Annotated in this window: 19 protein-coding genes and 1 riboswitch; of the genes, 12 read left to right on the top strand and 7 right to left on the bottom strand. The window is 71.3% G+C overall.

Annotated elements, in window-relative coordinates; translation table 11 throughout:
• Positions 1-2: 2 nt before the first annotated feature.
• The 4 genes from ASG48_RS08900 (at position 3) to ASG48_RS08885 (ending at position 3694) form a co-directional block, all read left to right on the top strand.
• Positions 3-494: an RNA-binding S4 domain-containing protein gene (locus tag ASG48_RS08900; RefSeq protein WP_082529364.1), complete on the top strand. Its 492-nt coding sequence runs from the start codon at positions 3-5 to the stop codon at positions 492-494.
• A gap of 230 nt (positions 495-724) precedes the next feature.
• Positions 725-1063, top strand: a complete 339-nt coding sequence (gene fdxA, locus ASG48_RS08895; RefSeq protein WP_055848343.1) for a ferredoxin FdxA — start codon at positions 725-727, stop codon at positions 1061-1063.
• 635 nt (positions 1064-1698) lie between these two features.
• A complete protein-coding gene (locus tag ASG48_RS08890) occupies positions 1699-2310 on the top strand; it encodes a CarD family transcriptional regulator (RefSeq protein WP_055848340.1) in 612 nt (203 codons plus the stop codon).
• Between the two features lie 517 nt (positions 2311-2827).
• On the top strand, positions 2828-3694 hold the full coding sequence (locus ASG48_RS08885; RefSeq protein ID WP_055848337.1) for an RNA polymerase factor sigma-32: 867 nt from the start codon (positions 2828-2830) through the stop codon (positions 3692-3694).
• Positions 3695-3932: 238 nt separating this feature from the next.
• Here ASG48_RS08885 and ASG48_RS08880 read toward each other — a convergent pair whose 3' ends face one another.
• From ASG48_RS08880 to thiB, 4 genes are all read right to left on the bottom strand, one after another.
• Positions 3933-5438 (bottom strand): M48 family metalloprotease, encoded by a 1506-nt coding sequence (locus tag ASG48_RS08880; protein ID WP_055848334.1) that lies wholly within the window; start codon positions 5436-5438, stop codon positions 3933-3935.
• A gap of 260 nt (positions 5439-5698) precedes the next feature.
• Complete coding sequence (locus tag ASG48_RS08875) at positions 5699-6424, bottom strand: ATP-binding cassette domain-containing protein (RefSeq protein WP_055848331.1); 726 nt, start codon at positions 6422-6424, stop codon at positions 5699-5701.
• The gene (locus ASG48_RS08870; protein ID WP_055848328.1) at positions 6421-8031 is read right to left on the bottom strand and encodes an ABC transporter permease subunit; all 1611 of its coding nucleotides are present in this window, start codon (positions 8029-8031) and stop codon (positions 6421-6423) included. The genes ASG48_RS08875 and ASG48_RS08870 overlap by 4 nt, the downstream gene beginning before the upstream one ends.
• Before the next feature lie 37 nt (positions 8032-8068).
• A complete protein-coding gene (gene thiB, locus ASG48_RS08865; RefSeq protein ID WP_055848324.1) occupies positions 8069-9085 on the bottom strand; it encodes a thiamine ABC transporter substrate binding subunit in 1017 nt (338 codons plus the stop codon).
• 55 nt (positions 9086-9140) lie between these two features.
• Positions 9141-9257: riboswitch (TPP riboswitch) on the bottom strand.
• Positions 9258-9357: 100 nt separating this feature from the next.
• Between thiB and ASG48_RS08860 the strand changes: the two genes are divergently transcribed.
• The 6 genes from ASG48_RS08860 to ASG48_RS08835 all read left to right on the top strand — a co-directional run bounded on the left by ASG48_RS08860 (position 9358) and on the right by ASG48_RS08835 (position 14072).
• The gene (locus ASG48_RS08860; RefSeq protein WP_055848321.1) at positions 9358-9996 is read left to right on the top strand and encodes a thiamine diphosphokinase; all 639 of its coding nucleotides are present in this window, start codon (positions 9358-9360) and stop codon (positions 9994-9996) included.
• A 109-nt stretch (positions 9997-10105) separates the two neighbouring features.
• Positions 10106-10882 carry a histidine utilization repressor gene (hutC, locus tag ASG48_RS08855; RefSeq protein WP_055848318.1) on the top strand — a complete coding sequence of 259 codons (777 nt, stop codon included), beginning with the start codon at positions 10106-10108 and terminating at the stop codon, positions 10880-10882.
• A 132-nt stretch (positions 10883-11014) separates the two neighbouring features.
• The gene (locus ASG48_RS08850) at positions 11015-11830 is read left to right on the top strand and encodes a transporter substrate-binding domain-containing protein (protein WP_055848316.1); all 816 of its coding nucleotides are present in this window, start codon (positions 11015-11017) and stop codon (positions 11828-11830) included.
• Between the two features lie 115 nt (positions 11831-11945).
• Positions 11946-12587 carry an amino acid ABC transporter permease gene (locus ASG48_RS08845; RefSeq protein WP_055848314.1) on the top strand — a complete coding sequence of 214 codons (642 nt, stop codon included), beginning with the start codon at positions 11946-11948 and terminating at the stop codon, positions 12585-12587.
• 31 nt (positions 12588-12618) lie between these two features.
• Positions 12619-13287 (top strand): amino acid ABC transporter permease, encoded by a 669-nt coding sequence (locus ASG48_RS08840; RefSeq protein ID WP_055848311.1) that lies wholly within the window; start codon positions 12619-12621, stop codon positions 13285-13287.
• Entirely contained in the window at positions 13284-14072 is a 789-nt protein-coding gene (locus tag ASG48_RS08835; RefSeq protein WP_055848309.1) for an amino acid ABC transporter ATP-binding protein, read from the top strand. Before ASG48_RS08840 ends, ASG48_RS08835 begins: the two co-directional genes overlap by 4 nt.
• A 134-nt stretch (positions 14073-14206) precedes the next feature.
• Here ASG48_RS08835 and ASG48_RS08830 read toward each other — a convergent pair whose 3' ends face one another.
• On the bottom strand, positions 14207-14806 hold the full coding sequence (locus tag ASG48_RS08830; RefSeq protein WP_082529363.1) for a transglutaminase-like cysteine peptidase: 600 nt from the start codon (positions 14804-14806) through the stop codon (positions 14207-14209).
• A gap of 398 nt (positions 14807-15204) precedes the next feature.
• Between ASG48_RS08830 and hutH the strand changes: the two genes are divergently transcribed.
• Positions 15205-16734 carry a histidine ammonia-lyase gene (gene hutH, locus ASG48_RS08825; protein WP_055849620.1) on the top strand — a complete coding sequence of 510 codons (1530 nt, stop codon included), beginning with the start codon at positions 15205-15207 and terminating at the stop codon, positions 16732-16734.
• 156 nt (positions 16735-16890) lie between these two features.
• On the top strand, positions 16891-17949 hold the full coding sequence (locus ASG48_RS08820; protein WP_156381533.1) for a DUF6030 family protein: 1059 nt from the start codon (positions 16891-16893) through the stop codon (positions 17947-17949).
• A 6-nt stretch (positions 17950-17955) separates the two neighbouring features.
• Here the strand turns inward: ASG48_RS08820 and ASG48_RS08815 are convergent, their stop codons facing one another.
• Together ASG48_RS08815 and ASG48_RS08810 are read right to left on the bottom strand one after the other, a co-directional pair.
• Positions 17956-19533, bottom strand: a complete 1578-nt coding sequence (locus tag ASG48_RS08815) for a sulfatase-like hydrolase/transferase (RefSeq protein ID WP_055848304.1) — start codon at positions 19531-19533, stop codon at positions 17956-17958.
• Positions 19530-20330 carry a CDP-alcohol phosphatidyltransferase family protein gene (locus ASG48_RS08810; RefSeq protein ID WP_055848301.1) on the bottom strand — a complete coding sequence of 267 codons (801 nt, stop codon included), beginning with the start codon at positions 20328-20330 and terminating at the stop codon, positions 19530-19532. Before ASG48_RS08810 ends, ASG48_RS08815 begins: the two co-directional genes overlap by 4 nt.
• Positions 20331-20478: the final 148 nt, after the last annotated feature.

Here is a 20478-nt window from a genome sequence, read left to right as displayed (position 1 = left end):
CGATGTCCGAGAGCGGTCAGCGCATCGACAAGTGGCTGTTCTTCGCGCGGGTCGTGAAGTCGCGCAGTCTCGCGCAGAAGCTCGTCACGGCGGGGGCGGCGCGGATCAATCGCGACAAGACCGACAATCCCGCCCGTGCCGTGCGGCCGGGCGACGTCCTGACCATCACGCTGCGCGGCGGCGTGCGCATCCTCAAGGTTCTGGCCCCCGGCGAGCGCCGCGGCCCCGCGCCGGAGGCGGCCCTTCTCTACGAGGATCTTCGCCCGCCTCTCGTTCCCTCCGAGGGCGAGGAGGACGGCGAGGGCGAGGGGAGTGCCGGCGAGAGCGAGGCCGGCTCGCCTGCCCGTACCGAGAGCGGCGCGAAGGCGCCGAAGGACGGGCGGCCCGACCTGCGCGGCTCCGGCCGGCGCGCCGCGCCGGGCGTCTCGCCGGGGCGCGCCCCGAACAAGCGCGAGCGGCGCGACATCTCCCGCAGCAAGCGCGGCGAGGACTGAGCGCACCGTTCCGAAGCCCTTGTCCGTCCGCGCATCGAAGCCGCGCCTGCCGGCTTGGAAGGATGTTCTTCGGACCGCCGAAGAGACGCACCGGTTTGCTCTTGCCAGGATTTGTCCGAGTGGATACCTCCTCACGCGACATCTCTGCGGGGCCGAGCCACCCCGCGCGGTCGTCGTGACCGGACGATGCGTCCGGTGCGAGGCGGCCCGCTTCTCTCGAAGGATCCCCCATGACCTATGTGGTGACCGACAACTGCATCCGCTGCAAGTACACGGACTGCGTCGAAGTCTGCCCGGTCGACTGCTTCTACGAAGGCGAGAACATGCTCGTCATCAATCCCGACGAGTGCATCGATTGCGGCGTCTGCGAGCCCGAATGCCCGGCCGAGGCGATCAAGCCGGACACCGAGCCCAATCTCGACGTCTGGTTGAAGCTCAATGCCGAATATTCCGAAGCCTGGCCGAACATCACCCTGAAGAAGGAAGCGCCGGCCGACGCGAAGGATTTCGACGGGCAGGAAGGCAAGCTCGAGAAGTTCTTCTCCAAGGAGCCCGGCACGGGCGACTGAGTCGACGCCGCAGCCCGTCTCCTCGGCAATGACGCGTCTCGCGCCTGCGATGCGACGTGCCCGCCGATGGAACCTGCCTGATGCCTTCGCACGGGCGCTCCGGCCCGACCTGACACGCGCCCTCGCCGGCGCTCGAACCCGCCCGACTTAGACGTTCGGTCCAACCCCCTGCGGACGCAGCGGCAGTTCGACACGGTCTGTTCGTAGAAGCGGCGTCTGTGGACCCGCCGGCAGCGCGCCGCGAGCGCTGTGTCCGCGGCCGGGCAGACGCGGTGAACGGCGAGCCTCGTCCCGCGCGGCCGGCAAAGCCGGCGGCGCATGGCGCCATGCGTATGAAAACTTGAAAATTTCCAGAGTTCAGTGTAGGATAGTCACACAGTCGGGCGTTTCTGCATTGCCGATGGGCTCGCAGCGCGTCTCGCGGTCACTCCGGAAGGTCGTCTCCTCCAGTGTCGTACGCAACCGGCCTCGTTTGTCGAGGCTGTTTCGGCGTGCGGGCGGAAACGTCGTTTCGGGCGAGCCCGACTGCGATCCGGTGTGTGCCGCCGGACCGTTCCAGATCTGCGACTTCGCACGTCGCGACCCGTGTCTAGCGGCTGTCATGGCCGGACACAACAGGGAGTTAGGCTAAGCGTATGAGCAGTCAGAAGAAGGCTCCGCAGCGTTCCATGTTCAACACCGGCGAGAGCATCGTCTATCCCGCCCATGGCGTGGGTCGCATCACCGCGGTCGAGGTGCAGGAAGTGGCGGGCATGTCGCTCGAGCTTTACGTGATCGATTTCGAGAAGGACAAGATGCGCCTCAAGGTGCCCGTGGCCAAGGCCGAGGCGGTGGGCATGCGCAAGCTGGCCGAGACCGATTTCGTCGAACGCGCCCTCAAGGTCGTGCAGGGCCGCGCCCGCGTCAAGAAGACGATGTGGAGCCGCCGCGCGCAGGAATATGACGCCAAGATCAATTCCGGCGACCTGATCCAAATCGCCGAGGTCGTGCGCGATCTCTACCGCGCCGAAAGCCAGCCCGAGCAGTCCTATTCCGAGCGCCAGCTCTACGAGGCGGCCCTCGGCCGCATGGCCCGCGAACTGGCGGCCGTGAACGAGGTCTCCGAGACCGAAGCCGTGCGCCTCATCGAGGTCAACCTCAACAAGGGCCCGCGCCGCGCCGCCAAGGCCGACGAGGCCGAAGGCGAGGGCGATGCGGACGGCGAGGTCGAGGCCGAGGACGTCTCCACGCAGGACGAGGCGGCCTGAGGCCTTCCGCCCAGGTCCCCATCCACCGGATATCGAAACGGCGCCCGCAGACCCTGCGGGCGCCGTTTCGCGTTTCCGGCCCCGTGCGGCGGTTTTCGACGCGACGCGCGGGCCCAAGGTTCGGGGAATTGCAGAACCGGCGAGCCGGAACCACGCCGTTCGGCATGGTCTTGGATGCGGCGCGCCCGGCTGCTGCAGGACATGCCCCGCGGGCGCGAACGGACCTGGCGCGGGTCCGCGCGGTCCGGGTTTGCGAGCGCCGCGACAGGGTGATCCGCCCCTGCCGCGCCCGGCGCCTTCTCAAACCGGCAAGGGAGTGGTAAGGTCTTGCCACTGGACAAGATTTCGCGGCGCGCGCCTTGTTCGGTCTCCCCTCCGGACTATATCGCACCAAAAAGTCGACCCCCGCCGGAACCATATCGGCCGGTCGCGCATTTCCTCCTCACTTGGACAGGCCTGCCGAGCGTTTCGGCATGGCGGACTTCGGTATCGTTCGTCCATCACCGGAGGGCTGGAAATGACATCCCAATCTGCACGCAGAACCATGATCCGCGCCGCCATGGCGGCGCCCTATCTGCAGCGGGAGGAGGAATACGAACTGGCGGTGCGCTGGCGCGAGAACAAGGACCAGGCGGCGCTCCACAAGATCACCTCGGCGCATATGCGCCTCGTCATTTCCATGGCATCGAAGTTCCGGCATTTCGGCCTCGCGATGAACGACCTGATCCAGGAAGGTCATGTCGGTCTTCTGGAGGCCGCGGCCCGTTTCGAGCCGGAGCGCGAAGTGCGCTTTTCCACCTACGCCACATGGTGGATCCGCGCCTCCATCCAGGACTATATCCTGCGCAACTGGTCCATCGTGCGCGGCGGCACCTCGTCGGCGCAGAAGGCCCTCTTCTTCAATCTGCGCCGCCTGCGGGCCCGGCTCAGCCAAGGGGCCGACAGCCTGTCCGGCCAGGAGATGTATCGCGAGATCGCGACCGCGCTGAAGGTCTCGGAGGGCGACGTGGCCCTCATGGACTCGCGCCTGTCCGGTCCCGACTCTTCGCTCAACGCCCCGCTGATGGAAGACGAGGCCGGCAGTGCCGACCGTCAGGACTTCCTCGTCTGCGATGGCCCGCTGCCCGACGAGATGGTCTCCATGTCCATCGACGACGAGCGCCGCGTCACCTGGCTGCAGAGCGCCCTCGACGTCCTCTCCGAGCGCGAGCTGAAGATCATCCGCGAGCGCCGCCTGCAGGACGAAGGCGCGACGCTGGAGGCTCTCGGCACCAAGCTCGGCATTTCCAAGGAGCGCGTGCGCCAGATCGAGACCCGCGCGCTGGAGAAGCTGCGCATCGCGCTTCTGGAAACCAACAGCGACCGCGCCGCCTATGTCAGCTGATCGTCGGGACGGGACGCCCGGCGCCTCCGGTCGGAGGCGTCTCGTCTCGTCTCTGCGGAGTTGGAGAGCGCCGCTCGGGGTGTTCAATCCAGCGGCTTCTTGGAGGTGGCAAGGTAGCCGGTCCCATCGGGCCGCAAGGAGCGAACCTCCGCTTTGCGTCTTGCGACAACGGAAAAGGCCGGTCCCTCGCGGGGCCGGCCTTCTTCGTTTCGCGGCGATGCCGGCGACGCTGCGCCGCCTATTCGCCGACGATCTTGTAGAGTTCGCCCGCCTGCACCGTCTCGCCGTCGGCGAAGCCGTTGAGAAGGCGGAACATGTCCGGCTTGCGGTCGACGCCCACCATGCGCGCGGCAAGGCTCGCCTCGCTGTCGCCGCCCGTCGCCTTCACGATGCGGATGCGCAGCGGCTTCAGCTCGGCCTTCTCGGTGGGGCTGAGGAGATGGAACGAGGAGGAGACGCTGTCGGCGATCGTCGGCACGGCCGCCTGGTTGGAGACGGGCACGGCGGTGAGGAAGCGGTAGACCTGCCCGCCGATGCGCACCACGGTCACGTCGAAGGCGTATTCGCCGCCGCGCGCCCGGGCCGAGACCGCCTCCAGGTCGCCGATGCGCCGCGCGCGCACGCTGGACGCGTCGAGCCCGCCGATCCAGCCGCTGCGCACGTAGTCGGTGAGCGGGGTCGTGGGCGAGAGCGCCACGCCGTCGAAGCGGATCGCCACGTCCCCCGGGCCCGTGGCCAGCACCGCCTCGGCCGTGTTGTCGAGGACGAAGCCTGCCGGCACCGAGAAGGAGATGCCGAGGCCCGGATGCACGAACTGGCGCTCGCGCACATAGCCCTCGGCCGCCGAATCGCCGAACAGCATGCCGTCGATCCCCGCGAGATAGCGGTCGCGGTCGCGCCGCGCCGTCTGCGAGACGTTCTGGTCGCGGGCGAGCTTCTCGGCCAGCTGCACGCGCTGCGGGGCCGCCGGGTGCGAGGCCAGGAAGTCGAGATTGGGATTGTCGGCCTGGAAAGCGTTGCGGAAGCGCGAATAGGTGTCCATCGCCTTCAGGAAGCGGGCGGCGGCGAAGGGGTCGTAGCCCGCGCGGGCGATGTGTCGGATGCCGATCGCGTCGGCCTGGAGCTCCTGGTTGCGCGAGAAGCTGGCAAGGCTCAGCTTGCCGCGCGCCAATGCCACCTGGCCGGCCGGATTGTCGTTGGCCAGCACTTCCTTCACCACGCGGCCGGCGATCTCGGCCGCCTGCTCGCGCTGCTGGCGCTCGATGCCGTGATTGGCCGCGACATGGCCCATCTCGTGGCCGATCACGGCCGCGACCTCGGAGGAATCGGTGGCGAGCGCGAGAAGGCCGCGCGTGATGTAGACGTAGCCGCCCGGCAGCGCGAAGGCGTTGACGTTCGGCGAGTTGAGCACGGTGATGCGATAGGCCCGGTTCGGGTCCTCCGTCACCGCCTGGAGCCGGCCGACGATGGCCGCGATCGTCTGCTCGAGCTTGGGGTCGGAATAGGCGCCGCCATAGGCCGCGAGGATCTTGGGATGCTGGCTGCGTCCGATCGAGGATTGCGGATCGGCGGCCTGCACGTTCTCGAAGGTGATGGGCTGGCGGGAGGGCGTCGGCAGGTAGCCGGTCTGCAGCTCGGCGCCGCCGCCCGTCGGCACGATGCCGCTCAGGCCGTCCTCGACCGTCCGGCAGCCGGATGCCACCAGCAGCGCGGCGATGACGCTGCCACGGGCCAGGCGTTGCATGGTGCTGCGGATCCGCGCGCCGGATTCCGTCGCCGTTCTCGTTCGCTGCGCGCCTCTCATGCGGTGATTCACGTCCCCGTCGCGGATCGATGCGAGGAAAGGTCTAGCGTATCGCGCGCGGCGAGCGGAAGGATCGATCCGCCACAGCCGGCCCGCAAACGACGTCGCTCTCTTCGGCCCCCCGTCGGCGATACTGGCAGATTCGGTCCGAAATGCGGTTCCGCCGGGGCAGGAGCGGGGCGGCCCGAATGCCCCGGCGGTCAGGCGCCGGCGGTGCCGAGATAGGCGGAAAGCCGCGGGTCGCCGCGCCCTCCGAGCAGCGCGCGCGTCTCGCCGATCGCCGCGATGCGCCCGTCGTCGAGAAAGGCGAGGCGGCCGGCGCGGCCGAGCGCGTCCTCGGGATGGTGCGTCACCATCAGGATCGTGAGCGGCGCGCCGCTTCTGTCGCGCAGGCCCTGCAGGAGGTCGAGCATCTCGCGGCGCAGCGCCGGCCCGAGCGCGGCGAAGGGCTCGTCCAGCAGCATCAGCGGGCGGCGGCGCAGGAAGGCGCGGGCAAGCGCCACGCGCTGGCGCTCGCCGCCCGACATCTGCGCCGGGCGCCGCTCCGCCAGCCCCTCCAGCCCGACGGCGCGCAGCGCCTCCATCGTCGCCGCGCGCTCATCGGGCCGCGGGCGGCGCCGCGTCGTGAGGCCGAGCGCGACGTTCCCGAAAGCCGTGAGATGGGGGAAGAGGTTGTTCTCCTGGAAGACGAGGTTGACGGGCCGCTCGCCCGGGGCCCTTCCCGCCATGTCCTCGCCGCCGATCAGGATGCGCCCGGCCGAGGGCGTCAGGAAGCCGGCGACGAGATCGAGCAGCGTCGACTTGCCGGCGCCGCTCGGGCCGACGACAGCCAGCCATTCGCCGGTCTCGACCGCCAGATCGAAGACCATCTCGCGCCCTTCATAGGCGTGGCGCACGCCTTCGAGCACCAGTGCCGGACCCGTCATCGCGGTGCCTTTCCCGAGAGGCCGCGTTCGGCCAGCGCCACGAGGGCAAGGCACAGGAGGCCGAGAAGGAGCGCGAGCCCCTGTGCGTCGTCGGTGCGATAGCTGCCCATGCGCTGGAAAAGAAGCGTCGGCAGGGTGACGAAATCCTGGTTGCCGAAGAGGGCGACGGCGCCCAGATCCCCCAGCGAGACGGCGAGGGCGAAGGCGAAGGCGAGCGCCAGCGGCCGGCGCAGGGCCGGCCAGTCGACGAGGCGCAGGCGCGCGAGGCCGGCAAGCCCGAGTCCGTCGGCGAGCCGGCGATGGCGCTCGTTGCCCTCGGCGAGCGCGGGGCCGGCGATGCGCACCACGAAGGGCACCGCCATCGCCGCGTTCACCGCCATCACGAGGAAGGGCGCGGCCCGCGCGACGTCCGTCACCTGCCGCAGCGCGAGGAACCAGCCGGCGCCGACGACGATGGGCGGCACGACGAGGACGAGGCCGGTCGCCAGCTCCGGCAAGCTGGCGCCCGGCCGGGCGCGCGTGCCGGGCCTGCGCCGCGCCTCGACGCCGAGGAGGATCGCGAGCGACAGGGCGAGCGAGAGGCTCGCGGCACCGAGCGCCAGAAGAAGGCTCGTGGCGGCGGCGCGGTGGAAGAGCGGGTCCGACAGGAGGCGGGCGAGATCGGAGGAGAGGCCGAGCGCTACGACGGCGACGAAGGGGGAGGCGACGAAGGCAAGGCCGAGCGTCAGGACGATCCCGTCGCCGATCCGGAGGGCGAGGGAGCGCCGCTCGAAGCGCCCGGCGCGCGCGCCGAGGCTGAAACCGCCGGCGACCTCGCCGCCGAGCCGCGCGGTCAGCGCCAGGACGAGCGCGGTGGCCGCGATCTGCAGGAGGGAGAGGGCGATGGCGCGGTTCGGGTCGAAGTCGTAGCGCAGCGCCTGGTAGATCGCGACCTGCAGCGTGGTGGCGCCCGGCCCCCCGCCGAGGACGAGGACGAGGGTGAAACTCGTCACGCACAGGAGGAAGGCGAGGCTCGCCGCGCCCGGCAGCGCGCGGCGGATCGCGGGCCATTCCAGCGTGCGCAGCACCGCGCCGGGGCCGAGGCCGAGCTGGGCGGCCAGTTTCCAGCTCTCGGCGGGCACCGCGTCGAGCGCCGAGACCATCAGGCGCGTGGCGAGCGGCATGTTGAAGAAGACATGGGCGAGGAGAATGCCGGGCAGGCCGTAGAGATCGAGCCGGGGCAGGCCGAGCGCGGCCAGCGCGTCCGAGACGAGTCCGCCGCGCCCCCAGATCGAGACGAGTGCCAGGGCGCCGACGAGAACGGGCAGCGCCTGCGGCATCAGGAAGAGGCGCAGCATGAAGCCGCGCCCCGCCAGTTTCGTGCGGTGAAGCGCCAGCGCCAGCGGCACGGCGCCCGCGACCGACAGAAGCGCGGAGAGCCCCGCCTGTTCGAGCGTGAACAGGGCGACGGCGCGCAGATAGGGGTCGGCGGCGAGCGCCGACAGGCCCTCGGACGAAGGCTGCGCCAGGAGAAGGACGACGAAGGGACCCGCCAGGAGGAGGCCAAGGAGGGCCGCCGCGCAAAGGCCGAGGGCGCGCCGCAGGGCGAGGTCGCCGGCGCGCGTCATCGCCGCGCCCGTCCCCGGGCGGTCCGCGCTCTCGCGCTCAGCGGCCGAGCGCCTCGAGATATTCCTGCGTCCAGGCGCGCCGGTTGGCGGCGACCGTCTCGGGGTCGATCGACAGCGGCTTCTCCACCTTCACGAGGCGGTCGAACTCGGGCGGCAGGCTGGCGGCGATGTCGGTGGCCGGCAGCGACCAGTTGGCGGTCGGGATGATCTCCTGGAAGGCGGGCGTCAGCAGGAAGGCGAGGAAGCGCCGGGCGAGGTCCGGGTTCTTCGCGCTCTTCAGCCGACCGGCCACCTCCACCTGCAGATACTGGCCCTCGGCGAAGGCCGCCGCCTGGTAGCGCTCGGTCTTCTCCTCGATCATGTGGTAGGCCGGCGAGGTCGTGTAGGAGAGGACGATCGGCACCTCGCCATTGGTGAAGAGCCCGTAGGCCTCGCTCCAGCCGGGGGTGACGGTGAGGATGCGTGGCTTCAGCGCGGCCCATTTCGCCGCCGCTCCGTCGCCGTAGACCGCCTTCATCCACAGGAGGAAGCCGAGGCCGGGCGTGGAGGTGCGCGGGTCCTCGATGACGATCTTCTGGTCGGGATCGCCGGAGACGAGGTCCTCCAGGCTCTTCGGCGGATCCTTCACGACCTGCGTGTCGTAGACGAAGGCGAGATAGGAATAGTCGAAGGGCACGAAGACGGGATCGGCATAGCCGCCGGGAATGGCGAGCGGCGAGAGGTCGACGCCGCTCTCGGCGAAGAGGCCGGTCGCCTTCATTTCCGGCAGGAGGTCGCTCGTCATGCCGAGCGCGATGTCGGCCTTGGTGGAGGCCCCTTCGAGCTTCAGCCGGTTGAGGATGGCGACGCCGTCCTCCAGCCCGACGAACTGCAGATCGCAGCCGCAGTCCTTCTCGAACGCCGCCTCCACCTTGGGGCCGGGCCCGTAGTCCGGCGTGAAGCTCTCGTAGGTGTAGACGGTGAGGACGGGCCTTTCCGCCTCCTGCGCGACCGCGGGGGCCGAAAGGGTCGCGGCGAGCGCCAGGGCGGCGGGGATCGAACGGCGGACGGGCATCGGGGCCTCCCAGGACAATCGGGGGACGCCGGGCCGCAGGAGGGAGCGGCGCCCGCAATCCCTCCGCCGGTACGATCCGGATCAGGTTCGACGGGTTGGCGCTGGCCTCTCAGCCCGGCGGCGCGTCCGAAGCGGGAGACCCCGCGTGCGGCTGCGCCACGGGCACCCCGTGTGAGCCGCCAAGGCTTAGCGGAAGAGGGCGGTGAACCGCAACCGCGATCGCGACGGGGCCGGGAGGTGACGCGGCGCTGCGGGCTCGTCTATCAGGGGGCATGGACCGTTTCGCCATCCTCCTCGCCGGCCGCTGCGCGCCGACCCCGGCCCTTCGCGCCGCGCTCGCGCCCTGCCGCGTCATCGCCGCCGATGCCGGCATCCACCATGCCGCGGCGCTCGGCCTCGTGCCGGAGCTCTGGGTCGGCGACTTCGATTCGGCGCCGCTGCCGCCGCCCGATCTGGCCCAGACGCCGCGCGAGACCTTTCCGCGCGACAAGGACCGCACCGACGGCGAACTGGCGATGGACTTCGCGCTGGCGCGCGGCGCGCGCCATCTCCTCCTCGTCGGCGCGCTCGGCGGGCCGCGCAGCGACCACGCCTTCTCCAACATGATCGTGGCGCTGCGCCATGCCGCGAACGGCATCGCGGTGGAGCTGTTCGACGGGCTGGAGCGCGCCCGTCCGCTCGGGCCGCAGGCCGTGGCGATGGACCTGTCCGCGGGCACGCAATTCTCGATCCTCAAGTTCTCCGACCTTCGCGGCCTGACCATCGAAGGCGCCAAATGGCCGCTCGAGGCTGTCGACGTGCCCTTCCACTCGATCCTCACCCAGTCGAACGAGGCGCTGGGGCCGATCCGCGTCGGCCTTCGCGAGGGCGTCGCGCTCATCGTCGCGCAGGCCGACCCGGCGGTGCGCTGACGCAAGGGCCGCCGCCGGCGTGCCCGGCTTGACCGCCCGGCGGGCTTGGCGGAGTTTATGGCTATACAAATCGATCCGCCGGGCCGGCGAGAAGGGCAGACCTCAGACGATGCGGGCCGATCGCACGCCGCCAGCCGCAGGGCCGGGCGCCTCGCTCCACGTCACCATCCGCGAGGCGCTCGAATCGCGCATCCTCGGCGGAGACTGGCCGCCCGGCCACCGCATCCCGGCCGAGCACGAGCTGATGGGCCTCTTCGGCTGCTCGCGCATGACGGTGAACAAGGTGCTGACGGAACTGGCCGCCAACGGCCTGGTGGAGCGCCGGCGCCGCGCCGGCACCTTCGTCTCCAAGCCGCGGCCGGCCTCCGCGCTCCTGCAGATCCCGGACGTGAAGGCCGAGATCCTGGCGCTGGGCGCCCGCTACACGTTCCGCCTCGTCGAGCGCGCCGTGCGGGCCGCCCTCCCGTCGGACCGCGCGCGGCTGGCGCCCGGCGGCACGGGCGAGGTCCTCGGCGTGACGACGCTGCATGTGGGCGACGAGCGCCCCTTCGCGCTGGAGGACCGGGTCATCGACCTCGTCACCGTGCCGGACGCGCGGGACGAGCCGTTCCGGCTCGATCCGCCGGGCACCTGGCTCCTGGCGCATATTCCCTGGACCGAGGCCGAGCACCGCATCGGCGCGGCGGCGGCGGACGGCGCGACGGCCGCGCTCCTCGATCTCGCGCCGCAGGCGCCCTGCCTCGTCCTGGAGCGGCGGACCTGGGCGGGCGGGGCCGCCGTCACCGCCGCGCGCACGCTCTTCGCCGATCCCGCCTACCGGCTGGTGGCGCGTTTCCAGCCGGGCAGCGCGCGCCCCGAGGGCGCATCGCACAAAAACGGTGCTTGATTCATTTCTGCGCATCGGCAGATTGACAAGCGGCCGGCGCGGCGGCCAATTTGTCTAGGCAATTCATTCCAACCCGCTCGAAAGGCCGCAGGCCGACAGGCCCGGCGCCGGTTCGATGAGAGGACAGAGACGATGATCGCGAAGACGCTGCTCGCCGCCACGATGGCGCTCGCCATGACGCTGAGCGCCCATGCCGAGGACGTCCTGGCCAAGGTGAAGTCGGCGGGCGTCCTGAAGGTCGGCACCGAGACGGCCTTCGCGCCCTTCGACTTCATCGACGCCGGCGAGCATGCCGGCCTTAACGTCGACCTCTTCGCCGAGATCGGCAAGGAGCTCGGCGTCAAGATCGAGTGGATCACGCTGCCCTGGGACGGCGTCCTGCCGGGGCTGGAAAGCGGCAAGTTCGACGTCGTCGCCGGCCCCGCCACGATCACCAAGGCGCGCATGGAGCGCTACCGCTTCTCCGCCCCGGTCGCGGAGGCGACCGTCGCGCTCCTGAAGCCGGCCGCCGACACGAGCCTGACGAAGCCCGAGGACATCGCCGGCAAGGCCGTGGGGTCGGGCAAGGCGACCGCCCAGCTCGCCCAGCTGCAGGCGTTCGGCAAGTCGCTGCCGAGCGCCCCGGAGGTGAAGGAATATGTGAGCTTCAACGAGGCCTATGCGGATCTGGCGGCCGGGCGCATCGTGGCGGTGGCCAACTCCTTCCCCAACATCGCCTATGTCGCCAAGCAGCGCCCGGAGACCTTCGCCCTCGTCGAGCCGCCCTTCGGCGCCAAGACCTATTTCGGCTTTCCCGGCCGCAAGGACCCCGAATACGCCTCGCTGATGGACGCGATCGACGCCGCCATCATCAAGATGAAGGGCGACGGTCGCATGGCCGAGATGCAGAAGAAGTGGTTCGGCGTCGCCTTCGACACGCCCGAGAAGGTCACCGAGCCCGCCATCTGAGGCCGGTCCCGCCCGCCGCGCCCGGGTCTTCCGGGGCGCGGCCTCGTCCAGACGGCGGCGGGGCGGCCTGCAAGGGCCGCCGCTGCCGTCAGCCCAACCTGCGCCCGGAGTGTCCATGTCGTGGAAGCTGTTCTGGCTGCTCGTCGAAGCGGCCCGGCTGACGCTGCTCCTCAGCGCGATCTCGATCGTCCTCGGCTTCGTCCTCTCCTCGGCGATCTGCGCGGCGCAGCTCTCGGCCCATCGCGGGCTGGCCCTGGCGGGGCGACTCTATGTCAGCTTCTTCCGCGGCACGCCGCTGCTCGTGCAGCTTCTCCTCATCTACTATCTCCTGCCGCGGCTCGGGCTCGACGTGCCGAGCTGGGTGGCCGCGATCGTCGGCATGACGCTGTGCACCTCGGCCTACCAGGCGGAGATCCTGCGCGGCGGCTTTTCCGGCGTGCCGCGCGGGCTGACGGAGGCCGCCGACATGTGCGGCCTGTCGCGCGCGCAGGTGTTCCGCCGCATCCGGCTGCCCGTCGCGGTGAAGCTGACGCTGCCGGCACTGGTCTCGGAGGGGATCATGATGCTGAAATCCTCCTCGCTCGTCTCCGTCGTCGGCGTGGTCGAACTCACGCGCATGGCGCAGGATCTGGCGGCCAGCACCTACCGGCCGCTGGAGATCTACGCCTCGGCCGGCTTCGTCTATCTCGTCATCAACGTCGTCCTCGCCGCGCTCGGCCTTCTCCTGGAAAAGCGCCTGTCCTGGGGGCGGCTGTGAGGGCGGCGGCGACACCGGCGGGAGGGCGCGCGTGAGCTTCGATCTCGACCTCGTCCTCTCCTACGCGCCGGCCATCGCCAGGGCCTTCGGCGTCACCATCCTCCTGTGGATCGCGGGATCGGCGCTCGGCGCCGCGCTCGGCTTCCTCGTCGCGCTCGCGCGCCGCTACGGGCCGCGCTGGCTGAACCTCGCGCTGATGCTGCCGGTGGAGCTCATCCGCGGCACGCCCTTCCTCATCCAGGTCTTCCTCCTCTACTATGGCGGGCCCTTCATCGGCCTGTCGCTCGGCAACGTGCCGGCCGGCATCCTGGCGCTGACGATCTACGGCGCGGCCTATTATTCCGAGCTCTGGCGCGCCGGCTTCGAGGCGATCCCGAAGGGCCACGTGGAAGCGGCCGAATGCGTCGGGCTGAACCGCACGCAGACCGTGCGCCGCATCATCCTGCCGGAGATGACGCTGATCGTCCTGCCCTCGATGGTGAACATGACCATCCTCCTCCTCAAGGAGACGGCGGTGCTCTCGATCATCTCGGTGCCGGAGCTGACCATGACCGTCTCGGGCCTCGGCACGCAGTATTACGCCTTCGTCGAAAGCTTCACGATCCTGGCGCTTCTCTACTGGGCGCTGGTGGAAGCCTGCGGCGCCGCCGGCCGCATGGCCGAAGCCCGTCTCTCAAAATGGCAGCTCGCGATCCGATGACCCCGGCAATCTCCGTCTCCGGCCTCGTCAAGCGTTTCGGCGAGACGTCGGTGCTCAACGGCATCGATCTCGACGTGCCGCGCGGCGCCGTCACCTGCCTGCTCGGGCCCTCCGGCTCGGGCAAGTCGACGCTCCTGCGCTGCATCGCCTTCCTGGAGGAGGCGAACGAGGGGCTGATCTCCATCGACGGCGAGCCACTCGGCTTCGCTCTCGGGCCCTCCGGCCAGCGCATGCGCCTGCCGTCGAGCGCCATCCGCCCGGTGCGCGGGCGCATCGGCATGGTGTTCCAGCAGTTCAATCTCTGGCCGCATATGTCGGCGCTGGGAAACGTCGCCGAGGCCCTCGTCACCGTGCGCGGCCTGAAGCGGCGCGAGGCCGAGGAGCGGGCGATGCGGGAGCTCGAGTCCGTCGGCCTCTCCCAGCGCGCCAGGCACTATCCGAGCGAACTCTCCGGCGGGCAGCAGCAGCGCGTGGCCATCGCCCGCGCGCTCGCCCTCGACCCGAAGATCATGCTCTTCGACGAGCCGACCTCCTCGCTCGATCCCGAACTCACCGGCGAGGTGCTGAACGTCATGCGAAGGCTCGCCGAGAGCGGCATGACCATGCTCGTGGTCACCCACGAGATCGGCTTCGCGGCCTCGGTCGGCTCGAAGATCGTCTTTCTCGACCACGGCCGGATTCTCGTGGAGGGCGCGGCCGCGCAGGTCTTCGGCAAGCCGCGCCATCCGCGCATCGAGCAGTTCCTCGACACCTATCTCGATCGCGGGGCGGCGAGCTTCCTCTGATCTCCCGAGCGTGCCGACGACGGCGCCTCGGGCGATTCAGCCGCCCAGGGCCTCGACGCGTTCGCGCCGCAGGTCTGGACGAACCCGCGGCGCTCGATCTCGGATTGCGGTGCAGGGCGGAGGCGGCGCCCGTCTTATCGGACGCTGCCGACCAACACGTCGCGCGAGTCCTCGATCGTCACCCAGCGGCCGGCATCGGCCTGCGACTGGCGCTTGAGATAGGTGTATTCGGTGGCTTCCCAGGGCAGGATACGGTCGTCGAGATTGTCGAGGACGTAGTCGCCCTGCGTCGTGCGCACCGTCAGCACCGCGTGGCCCGAACCGTCCTTCTGGCGCACGACCGTGATGAGGAGGGCGGAGGCCGGCAGGCCGGCCTTTTCCAGCGAGCGCTGCTTGGAGAGGACGTAGTCCTCGCAGTCGCCCTTGGCGCCCGGATAGGTCCACAGTTCGGTGACGCCGTAGATCTCCTCGTCGGTCTGCGGCTCGATCATCGTGTTGGCGGTCACGTTCACCGCGTTCAGCACTTCCCAGGTCGCCTGCGTCAGGCCCACGATGGCGCGTGTGGCGTTCGGGGCGCATTTGGCGGGGTTGCGGCGGCAGAACTGGTAGTGGCCGACCGGCTGGCTCGCGGTCCCGATGACGGGCATGCCGGAGCCGGCGGACGCGTTCGAGGCGGAGACGAGCGCCGTGGCGGCGAGGATCAGCATCCCGAAGAAGACGGCGGCTCGACGCATCGGATAATCTTTCACGCCTGCCTCGCCGGACGGCGAGACGAAATCGAACTCATGCGAACGAGAGTGATCGACCCGAGGATGCTTGCGTTCGACCGGGTCCGGCATGAGAACCGGACTTGAGACCCTGGCCTCGCATCCCGTCCCGTCTGCCGAAGACCTGCCGGACCGCCCGGACCGTCTCGCCCCTTCCATTCGTTAAATTTCTATCATTCCGCCCGGCCGGCCGCGAGCGGATCCTTAAGAAAGGGTTAACGTCCCTGCGGCGCCGGGCCGGAGCCTTCAGGAACGCTCCTCGAGCCAAGCGCTCCCTTGCGTCGGAGCGATATGTCTATACAATAATGCCCATCCTCGGCGCACGGCTCGAGCCCGTCCGCCGCCCCCGCCGTTCGGAGCGCGCCATGGCTTCCCTCGTCCTCGTTCCCGGGCAGGTCCCGCTCGCCGACTGGCGCGCCGTCTATCGGGGCGCCACGCCCCGCCTCGACGCGGCGAGCGCCGGCGTGGTGGAGGAGAGCGCCCGGGCGGTCGAGCGGATCCTGAAGCGGGGCGAGCCGGTCTACGGGATCAACACCGGCTTCGGGAAGCTGGCCAGCGTGCGCATCGGCGACGGCGATCTCGCCACGCTCCAGCGCAACATCGTCCTCTCCCATGCCGCCGGGATCGGCGAGCCGATGCCGGCGGAGGTGACGCGCCTGATGATGGCGCTGAAGCTGGCGAGCCTCGGGCAGGGGGCCTCGGGCGTCTCGCTCGCCACCCTGCGGCTTCTGGAATCGCTCCTGGAGACGGGTCTGACGCCCGTCGTGCCCGCGCAGGGCTCGGTCGGGGCCTCCGGCGATCTCGCGCCGCTCGCCCATATGACCGCGGCGATGATCGGCACCGGCGCCTTCTTCGTCGATGGCGCGCGGGTGGAGGCCCGCGCCGCGCTCGAGGCCGCCGGGCTCGAGCCGCTCGTCCTCGGCGCCAAGGAGGGGCTGGCGCTCCTCAACGGCACGCAGTTCTCCACCGCCTACGCGCTGGCCGGGCTCTTCGAGGCCGAGGCCGCCTTCCAGGCCGCGCTCGTCACCGGCGCGCTCTCGACGGATGCCGCGCGCGGCTCCGACACGCCCTTCGACCCGCGCATCCACGCGCTGCGCCGCCATCCCGGCCAGATCGAGACGGCGGCGGCCCTGCGCGCGCTGATGGCCGGCTCTGCCATACGCGCCTCGCATCTGATCGACGATCCGCGCGTGCAGGACCCCTATTGCCTGCGCTGCCAGCCGCAGGTGATGGGCGCCTGCCTCGATCTCCTGCGCCAGGCGGCCACGACCCTTCACGCCGAGGCGAACGGCGTCTCCGACAATCCGCTGATCTTCGCCGACACCGACGAGGCGCTGTCGGGCGGCAACTTCCATGCCGAGCCCGTCGCCTTCGCGGCCGACATGATCGCCATGGCGCTCTGCGAGATCGGCTCCATCGCCGAGCGGCGCATCGCCATGCTGGTCGATCCGGCGCTCTCGGGCCTGCCGGCCTTCCTCACGCCCCGGCCCGGGCTGAACTCGGGCTTCATGATCCCGCAGGTGACCGCCGCCGCGCTCGTCTCGGAGAACAAGCAGCGCGCCATGCCGGCCAGCGTCGATTCCATTCCGACCTCCGCCAACCAGGAGGACCATGTCTCCATGGCCGCCCACGGGGCGCGGCGCCTGACGGCCATGGCGGCCAACACGTGCGGCATTCTCGCCATCGAACTGCTCGCGGCCGCGCAGGGGCTCGATCTCCTGGAGGGCGGCCTCGCCTCCAGCCCGCGGCTGGAAGCGGCGCGGGCGGCGCTGCGGGCGCGCGTTCCCCCGCTCGGCGAGGACCGGCACATGCATCCCGACATCGAGGCGGCGCTCGATCTCGTGCGATCGGGCGCGCTGGCGCGGGCCGCCGGGCCCCTGCCGGCCTTGTCGTGAGGCCGGCGCCGGCCGGGGCCTGCCGCGTCCGACTCGCGCCGCCGGCGCAAATCCTTTACGGTTGGTCAGGATCGACACGGCATGATGGCGCGCGACGGGGACATCGGCCGCGCGGCCAGCCGGCCGGGATCCGTTCGGACGGCATCGGGGGACGGCGTGGAAGACAGGTGGGCTGAACGCAGCGAAAGCGCGGACGCACCGGGCGAGGGAAGGCCGGGCTGGCCGGGGCAGCGCATGGGCGCGGCCGAGCCGCACGAGGCGGACGCGCCGGGCGAAGGCGGCATGGCGCCGCTCGCCTTGCGTCTCGTTCTGGCCGCGTGCATCCCCGTCGGCGCGCTGGCGCTGATCTTCTCGCAGTCCGATTTCGCCACCGGGGCGCTCGATCCCGCCGCCACGTCGTCGCTGGCCATCGTGCCCGATTTCACGCCCGTCGGCTCGATCGGGCCGCAGGCCTTCGAAACCGCCGCCATCGAGGCGCCGAAGACGATCTCGTTGCCCTCCGGGCGCCTCGTGGCGCCGGCCGGCGCCGACCCGACGCGCTTCGTGCGCGTGCCCTTCACCGAGCCGTCCAGCCTCTGCGCCGCGATCCGTCTCGGCGAGGCGCCCGTCGCCTGGGACAAGAGCCCCGCGGCCGCGGGCCTCTACGAGTGCCTGTCGAGCGAGATCGTGGCGCCCGATGAGCCCTTCGTCGCCGTGGCCCCCGATCCGTCGGCCTTCGGCGACGCGCAGGGCGCCGAAGGCGAGGCGGAGGCCGCAGCTTACGATCTCGCCCCCGAGGACCTGATGGTGGAGGCGCCGCCCAAGCGCAGCCTCTTCGTCATCGCGCGCGGCGCCGGCAAGGAGACGATCGGCTCCGTGCGGCTGAAGATCACCGGCGACACGCGGGCCGAGGCGAAGATCGCCGCGCAGGGCGCCAGCGCCATGCTCAGCCGCATCTACGAGGCGCTCGGCTGGGCGCTGCCGGCGGAAGCCACCCGCGCGCTCGCCGCGCTCGATCCGTTCGAGATGCAGGATTCGGGCACGCGGATCACGCTGACGCGCGAGTTCGGCGAGCGCTACCGCTACAATCTCGTCCTGCATTTCCCCGACAGCCGGCTGGCCGCCAGGCCCGGCGAGGCCGAGCCGTCGCGCTTCGTGAAGGGCCCGGACGACCCGGCCCTGCCCACGCGGCCGGGCCAGGAGGCGGCCCCCGCCGTCGAGGCGTCGCGCACCTGACGCGGCTCAGCGCGCCGAAAAGAGGCGCGCGAAGGTCTGCCGGAAATCGGCCATGGCGAGCGCCGGGCGCGATGCGTCCGGCAGCGGTCCCTCCACCCAGCCGAGCGCGGCGAAGCGGTCCACGAGACCGGCGTCGCGCGCGATCACGTGCACGGGCACGTCGCGGAAGAGCCCGGGGCCGGTGACGACCGGCGCGGGCGGATGGTCGCCGAGGATGACGAACAGCGTGTCGTCGCCATGCCGCAGGACGAAGTCGCCGATGGCCGAGAGCGTGTAGTCGAGGCTGCGCGCATAGTGGTCGCGGACCCTCTCCGTGTCGCGCCAGAGCTCGGCCGGCGCAGGCCCTTCCCGTGCCATCGCGTCGAAGACCGATCCGTCGCCGAGCGCCTCCTCCGGCACGAGCCGGGCGAGGGGCGTGAAGGGCGCGTGGCTGGAGATCAGCGCGATCTCGGCCATCACCGGCCGGCGGTCTCCCGGCGGCTGCATCCGCACGAGGCGCTGGAAGGCGGCGAGCGTGAACTGGTCGGGCATGGTCACCCAGTCGAAGGGCCGGCCGCGATAGCCGAGTTCGCCGGCCGCGAGAATGCGGTCGTAGCCGGACCAGGCCGCCTCCGGCCAGTCGCGCGTGATCGCCGGCATGACCGCGACGCTCTCCCAGCCGGCCTCGGCCATCAGGCGGTTGAGGCTCGGGCGCCCGGAGGCGATCAGCGTCTCGTAGCGGCTCTGGCGGTCGATCGTGAGCCCGGAAAAGACGCTGGCGCGCGCCAGCCAGCTCTGGCCGCCGGCGACGGGCGCCGTCATCGCGCCGCTGCGCAGGACGTAGCCGGCATGGCCGAGCCTGCGGGCAAGCGCCGCCAGCCGGTCGCGCACGATCGCGCCGTGCCCGGCATCGCGCAGGATCGCGGTGCCGTAGGATTCGACGAACAGGACCACGACGTCGTGGCCGGCCAGCGCCTCGAAGCGCGGAGCGGCCTCGCGCGTAGGGTCGTCCTCGAGGGCGCGGGCGAAGACGCGCCGGTCCTCGGCGGCGGCGCGGACGAGCGCGACGCGCGCGGCGACCAGCTCGGCATTGGATGCCCGTCCGGCATCGCCCGGCAGCGCGAAGGCGAGCGCCATGGCGAGGAGCGCCGCCGTGGCCGTTCCGGCGCGCAGGCGCCCGCCGATGCGGGAGAAGCCGCCGAGACAACGGTGGAGGAGGACGGGCAGCGCGAGGAGCGCGGCGAAGACGACCAGGATCGCGAGCCCCGCCCCGACGGGCCCGAGCGTGCCCGCCAGGAGATGGGCGGCCTTCGGCAGGAGCGACCAATCGTCCAGCGGATCGAAGGGCCGGCCGAAGGCGGCGGACGTGCCGCGATCGAGAAGTTTCAGCGCGAGGAGAAGCGTCGCGAGCGCGGCGATGGCCAGTCGCGCGGCGCGGTGGCCGGCGCCTCCGAGAAGGCAGAGGGCGAGGACGGCGGCGCCGAGCTCGAAGGCGGGCAGCGAGCCGGAGGCCTGTCCCGCCGCCGCATCGGGCAGGGCGAGGATGGCGGCAAGGCCCGCAATGCCGGCGAGCGCGGCGAGAGAGGCGCGACGGGGCGGCGTCACGGCCGAAGGGGCGCCGCCAGGAGGGTGTGGATGTCCCGGGCGAAGGAGGCGGCGAGGACGAGGCTCGCCAGGAGCGCGAGGAGACCCGACAGCGGCGGCGCGATCAGCGGCGAGACGAGGAGGCAGAGGATCGCGACCTCCATCGCGCAGATCGCCTTGCGCCGCAGCGAGGGCGCGAGCTCGCCCTTGAGCTTCGGGACGAGAGCCTGCGCGGCGAGATAGGCGTAGCGCATGCCCCCGATCGCGAGGACGGCAAGACCCGCCTGGCCGGACGCGTAGGCGAAGAGCGCCAGCGCCAGCATCAGCGCGGCGTCGATCTCCATGTCGAAGCGCGCGCCGAAGGGGGAGGCGAGGCTCTGCCGGCGGGCGAGCCAGCCGTCGATCCCGTCGAGCAGGAGGGCGAGGAGGGCCGCCAGCGAAAGCCCGGCCGAGACGAGGTCGCGCGGCAGGGCCGGCACCTCGTCGAGACCCGGCAGGAGCGAGAAGCACAGGGCGGTCAGCACGGCGCGCAGCGTGGTCACGCCGTTGGCCGCGCCGAAGCGCGCATGCGCATGATACGGCAGGCCCGCGAGCGCGACGGCGGCGACGGCGGCGAAGACGGCGAGCGCGACGAGGACCCCGGCGAGGCCGACGATCCCGACCCCGTGGAAGACGAGCGAGACGGTAAGCGTCGCCGCAAGGCCGAGCGCCATTCCCGCGGCGGCGCCGCGCAGGAGGCGCGGGGGCGGCCCGGCGACCGCCACGCGCCGGCGATCGCCCGCTGCCGGATGCGCCGCGCCGATATCGGTGATCGCCATGCCCGTCGTCTTTCCCGCGCTCCCGCGCCGCCCGTCGCCGGCCCGCCGAAGGCCGGGGCACGCGGCCGCCCGTTTCATAGATCGCGCGCCGGAGGGCCTTCGGCAATGGCACGGAGGGCGTTGACGCGATGGCCGTCCTCGGTTCGAT

Origin of the sequence: Aurantimonas sp. Leaf443 (assembly GCF_001425575.1) — a bacterium.
GTDB lineage: Bacteria > Pseudomonadota > Alphaproteobacteria > Rhizobiales > Rhizobiaceae > Leaf443.
The sequence above is the reverse complement of the archived record's forward strand: the minus strand, read 5'-3'. Positions and strand labels throughout refer to the sequence as shown.

Bases quoted from the DNA above. Each gene is read 5' to 3' on its own strand.
- ASG48_RS08900 (WP_082529364.1), top strand. From the start codon at position 3: ATGTCCGAGAGCGGTCAGCGCATCGACAAGTGGCTGTTCTTCGCGCGG.
- fdxA (WP_055848343.1), top strand. From the start codon at position 725: ATGACCTATGTGGTGACCGACAACTGCATCCGCTGCAAGTACACGGAC.
- ASG48_RS08890 (WP_055848340.1), top strand. From the start codon at position 1,699: ATGAGCAGTCAGAAGAAGGCTCCGCAGCGTTCCATGTTCAACACCGGC.
- ASG48_RS08885 (WP_055848337.1), top strand. From the start codon at position 2,828: ATGACATCCCAATCTGCACGCAGAACCATGATCCGCGCCGCCATGGCG.
- ASG48_RS08880 (WP_055848334.1), bottom strand. From the start codon at position 5,438: ATGCAACGCCTGGCCCGTGGCAGCGTCATCGCCGCGCTGCTGGTGGCA.
- ASG48_RS08875 (WP_055848331.1), bottom strand. From the start codon at position 6,424: ATGACGGGTCCGGCACTGGTGCTCGAAGGCGTGCGCCACGCCTATGAA.
- ASG48_RS08870 (WP_055848328.1), bottom strand. From the start codon at position 8,031: ATGACGCGCGCCGGCGACCTCGCCCTGCGGCGCGCCCTCGGCCTTTGC.
- thiB (WP_055848324.1), bottom strand. From the start codon at position 9,085: ATGCCCGTCCGCCGTTCGATCCCCGCCGCCCTGGCGCTCGCCGCGACC.
- ASG48_RS08860 (WP_055848321.1), top strand. From the start codon at position 9,358: ATGGACCGTTTCGCCATCCTCCTCGCCGGCCGCTGCGCGCCGACCCCG.
- hutC (WP_055848318.1), top strand. From the start codon at position 10,106: ATGCGGGCCGATCGCACGCCGCCAGCCGCAGGGCCGGGCGCCTCGCTC.
- ASG48_RS08850 (WP_055848316.1), top strand. From the start codon at position 11,015: ATGATCGCGAAGACGCTGCTCGCCGCCACGATGGCGCTCGCCATGACG.
- ASG48_RS08845 (WP_055848314.1), top strand. From the start codon at position 11,946: ATGTCGTGGAAGCTGTTCTGGCTGCTCGTCGAAGCGGCCCGGCTGACG.
- ASG48_RS08835 (WP_055848309.1), top strand. From the start codon at position 13,284: ATGACCCCGGCAATCTCCGTCTCCGGCCTCGTCAAGCGTTTCGGCGAG.
- ASG48_RS08830 (WP_082529363.1), bottom strand. From the start codon at position 14,806: ATGCGTCGAGCCGCCGTCTTCTTCGGGATGCTGATCCTCGCCGCCACG.
- hutH (WP_055849620.1), top strand. From the start codon at position 15,205: ATGGCTTCCCTCGTCCTCGTTCCCGGGCAGGTCCCGCTCGCCGACTGG.
- ASG48_RS08810 (WP_055848301.1), bottom strand. From the start codon at position 20,330: ATGGCGATCACCGATATCGGCGCGGCGCATCCGGCAGCGGGCGATCGC.